The sequence below is a fragment of the Acidovorax sp. KPB24-07 genome, assembly GCF_057543315.1.
This window is the reverse complement of record NZ_BAAJYS010000304.1, coordinates 1-4,144: the sequence shown is the minus strand read 5'-3', so window position 1 is coordinate 4,144 and position 4,144 is coordinate 1. Positions and strand designations below refer to the sequence as shown.

The 4,144-nt window shown below is 68.9% G+C and carries 3 protein-coding genes; 2 read left to right on the top strand and 1 reads right to left on the bottom strand.

Features of this window, described 5'->3' with window-relative positions; genetic code table 11:
• A partial coding sequence (locus tag AC27IQ_RS19780; protein ID WP_487090501.1) for a tellurite resistance TerB family protein occupies positions 1 to 478 on the bottom strand: 478 nt, incomplete at its 3' end.
• A gap of 357 nt (positions 479 to 835) precedes the next feature.
• On the opposite strand from AC27IQ_RS19780, the gene AC27IQ_RS19775 reads away from it, so the two are divergent.
• Together AC27IQ_RS19775 and AC27IQ_RS19770 are read left to right on the top strand one after the other, a co-directional pair.
• A complete protein-coding gene (locus AC27IQ_RS19775) occupies positions 836 to 2,164 on the top strand; it encodes an MFS family transporter (protein WP_487090500.1) in 1,329 nt (442 codons plus the stop codon).
• Positions 2,165 to 2,484: 320 nt separating this feature from the next.
• Positions 2,485 to 4,065 carry a tyrosinase family protein gene (locus AC27IQ_RS19770; RefSeq protein ID WP_487090499.1) on the top strand — a complete coding sequence of 527 codons (1,581 nt, stop codon included), beginning with the start codon at positions 2,485 to 2,487 and terminating at the stop codon, positions 4,063 to 4,065.
• Positions 4,066 to 4,144 lie beyond the last annotated feature (79 nt).

Genomic DNA, 4,144 nt, shown 5'->3' with positions numbered 1-4,144 from the left:
CCGCCACCGCCGCGGCGGCACCCGCCCCCGCCACGGCCACCGCGGCAGGCTCGGCCCAAACCTGCGATGCGCCTTGCGAATCAACGGGTGCATCGCGCAGCGGCGCAGCCGCCAGTGCGTCGGCCTCGCGCACCACGGCGGCGGCTTCGTCCGGCGCCATCTGCAGGGCCGCGCCCAGGCGTTGCAGAAAGGCCTTTTCCTGGGCATTGCACACGCCGTCGGCATCGCACACGCCCACGGCCATTTCGTAGGCCAGCTGGCGCAGCGCGGGCGTGTCCAGCGCCTGGGTCGCGTCCTCGATGCGCACGCGCTGCAGCAGCACGTCCTGGTAGAGCTTCATCAGGTCCAGGCCGGTGCCGGCGCTGAGCGACTCGGCCAGCTGGCGCAGGTGTTCGCGCTCGCGCTCGTCCTTGTGTTCGTCGGCAAAGGCCGCCATCAGGCTGATGGCCATCACGGCGCGGGTGTGTTCGGGTTGCATGGATCGGTATTCCTCGGGTGGCAAAAACGAAAAGGCATCAAAGGGGAGAGACGGTCGGCCGGCGCCGCGTGCACGGGCCGCCGGCCTCCAACAGGCTGGCGGGCCGGCGCGGTGCCGATCCGGGTTCCCGCTGCGCTGTATGCGTTGGTTTTGCAGAGGAAGGAAAGCGCAGCCGCCGCAATGGCGGAGCGATCCCCGGGCTGCATCTAGGAGCGAAAGCGCGGTTTTCAATAGGCCGGTGGCGCGCGGTGCCGGATTTGGCTGACAGCCAGGACTTCGTCGTCCCGACGACAATGCGGCCTGCCACAACAACACACCCTGCATGCCGCGCATGCGGACCAGAAAGGCCCGTCTTCCATGACTGCACCCGTCCCTACCGCGGCCGACGCCGACGCACCCGCGCCCCGCGCCTACACCGCCGAGGAGAAACGCCACCGCGTCTTCTCCATCATGGCGGCCTCGTCGGGCAACCTCGTCGAGTGGTTCGACTTCTACGTGTATGCCTTCTCGGCGCTGTACTTCGCGCCGGCCTTCTTCCCCAAATCGGACCCCACCGCCCAGTTGCTGAACACCGCCGGCGTGTTCGCCGCGGGCTTTCTCATGCGGCCCATCGGCGGGTGGCTGTTCGGGCGCATCGCGGACAAGTACGGGCGCAAGACCTCGATGCTGATCTCGGTCACCATGATGTGCGCGGGCTCCCTCGTCATCGCCGGCCTGCCCACCTATGCCGCCATCGGCGCCTGGGCGCCCTTCCTGCTGCTGATGTGCCGCCTGTTCCAGGGGCTGTCGGTGGGCGGCGAATACGGCACCACCGCCACCTACATGAGCGAGGTGGCGCTGCGCGGCCAGCGCGGCTTCTTCTCCTCATTCCAGTACGTGACGCTGATCGGCGGGCAGCTGCTGGCGGTGCTGGTCATCGTGATCCTGGAGACGCTGCTGAGCGAGGCCGAGCTGAAGGCCTGGGGCTGGCGCATTCCGTTCGTGATCGGCGCCATCTCGGCCGTGGTCGCGCTGCTGCTGCGCCGCACCCTTCACGAGACGCAGACCGACGCCGCCAAGCAGAACAAGGAGGCCGGCACCATGGGCGGGCTGTTCCGCCACCACAAGGCGGCCTTCTTCACCGTGCTGGGCTACACGGCCGGCGGCTCGCTGATCTTCTACACGTTCACCACCTACATGCAGAAATACCTGGTGAACACGGTGGGCCTGCCCATCAAGACCACCAGCTATGTGATGACGTGCGCGCTGTTCGTGTACATGTGCATGCAGCCGCTGTTCGGGACGCTGTCGGACCGCATCGGCCGGCGCAACAACATGCTGCTGTTCGGCGCGCTGGGCGCGCTGTGCACGGTGCCCATCCTCACGGCGCTGCAGCACACGACCAGCCCCTACGTGGCCTTCGTGCTGATCGCGCTGGCCCTGGCCATCGTGAGCTTCTACACCTCCATCAGCGGCATCGTGAAGGCCGAGATGTTCCCGCCCGAGGTGCGCGCACTGGGCGTGGGCCTGGCCTACGCGGTGGCCAACGCGATCTTCGGCGGCTCGGCCGAGTACGTCGCGCTGGGGCTCAAATCCATCGGCCATGAGACGGTGTTCTTCTGGTACGTGACCGGCATGATGGTGCTGGCGTTCGTGGTCAGCCTGCGCCTGCCGCGCCAGGCGAGCTATCTGCACCACGACCATTGACGGGCCCGGCCCGGCCGCGTCGGCCGGGCCGCATCGCCCCCCCCCCGCATCGCCCCACGCCCTGCCGCCAAGTGCCTGGGCCACCGAATTCAGAACTTTTAAGGTGCCGGCCAGTGGCCTCGCCAGCGGCGGCATCCGGTGCGCTGCAGCGCAAAAAACCCATGCCCCACAAAGACTTGGCGCCGCCATCGGGTCGCGCCAGCACCCCTTGCAGCCCTTCGCCCGCGCCTTCGCGGGCCGCCCTCCCCCGCGTACATTGATCGCCGTGGCACGGGCCCTGACCCGCGCCACGGCAAAAAATCAATTCGGAGGACCGCGGCATGAGCCATTCCCATACTTCCCGCAGGCAAGCCCTGCTGCACCTGGCCAGCCTGACCGCCGGCTTTTCGTTGTGGAGCCTGCAGCACAGTGCCGCCTGGGCGCAGAACCCGGCCGACAACCCGCAGAACTGCGCCCCGCCCCCGCCGCCCGGCCCGGCGACGCCCTTCCAGGGCGGCAAGATCGCCGTCAAGCCACGCAAGAGCGCCTTCGCCCTGACCGACGCCGAGATCGCCAGCCTCACCAAGGGCTGGCAAGGGCTGCGCGACATCACCGCCCAGAACCCCAACAGCCCCACCGGCTGGCTGCGCCAGAGCTACGTGCACTGCTGGGCCTGCGGCGGCGGCACCGACGGCCAGCAGGGCGAGGAAATCCATTCGAGCTGGTGGTTCCCGCCATGGCACCGCGCCTACCTGTTCTTCCTGGAGCGCGCCCTGGTCAAGGCCTCGGGCGACCCCGACCTGCGCCTGCCGTACTGGGACTGGAGCACCCAGAGCCCCTCGACCCAGACCTTCCCGCAGATCTACGCCAGCGCCGGCAGCGCCCTGTACGATCCGCTGCGCAACCCCGCCAACGTGAAGCCGGGGGCCCGGATCCCTGCCGCCTTTGTGGGCCCGAAGGCCATGTCCATCGTGCTGAACTCGCCCACCTATGCCTTGTTCGGCGGGGTCAACACGGCCATCGGCGGCGGCAGCCCCGGCACGCTGGAGACCATTCCCCACAACCACGTGCACGTGTGGACGGGCACCGATGGCAGCCAGGCGCCCAACTATGGCTCCGACATGGGCGTGCTCTCCACGGCCGCCCGCGACCCGGTCTTCTTCGCCCACCATTCCAACGTGGACCGCATGTGGAGCAGCTGGGTCGCGGTCGACCCCTCGCACACCAACCCGCCGGATGCGGACTGGAACGGCCACGCCTGGAACTTCTACGACGAAAACGGCGTGTGGACTTCCATGAAGGTCAGCGACGTCGTCAACTCCGAAAACCTGGGCTACGTGTACGACTCCCTGGCCACACCCCCGAAGCCCCTGCGCAGCGCCGTGCGGACAGCAGGCGCCAGCCAGCCGGCACCGGCCGAGAACGCGGCCCTGGCGCATCCCGCGCAGCCGCTGGTGGTGCTGGCCGCGCCCCAAAAGCGCAACCTGGGCACCGCGCCCGTCACGCACAAGGCCGCGCTGCCGGAGGGCTTTCGCAAGCCGCTCGCCGCGCTGGCGGCCAACCAGTCGTCGCGGCTGTACCTGCTGCACATCGACGACGTGACCACCCCGCCCGACCGCAGCGTGAGCGCCAAGGTGTACGTGAACCTGCCCAACGCCAACGCCAGCACCACCACCGAGTCGCCCAACTTCGTGGGAATGATCTCCAGCGTGGCCAAGACCACGCCCGCGAACACGGCGGGGCATGCGGCGCACCACCAGGCCGGTATCCGCTATTCGTTCGTGATCGACGAGGAGACGGCCCGCCTGATCGCGCGGGACAAGGCCGTCACCGTCACGCTGGTGCCGGTGGACAGCAACGGCGCGACGCCGCGCCGGTCGCAACTGAACTACGGCCGGATCACGCTCACGCCGCTGCCTTGAAGAACCGGCCCTGAAGGCCAGGCTCCGGCCCGACGCGCGGCATGCTGGCTGCGCAGCGGGCCGGGGCCTGCGCTTTTTT

Excerpts from the sequence above, each read along its gene's own strand:
- AC27IQ_RS19770 (WP_487090499.1), top strand. The coding sequence starts at position 2,485 with ATGAGCCATTCCCATACTTCCCGCAGGCAAGCCCTGCTGCACCTGGCC.
- AC27IQ_RS19775 (WP_487090500.1), top strand. The coding sequence starts at position 836 with ATGACTGCACCCGTCCCTACCGCGGCCGACGCCGACGCACCCGCGCCC.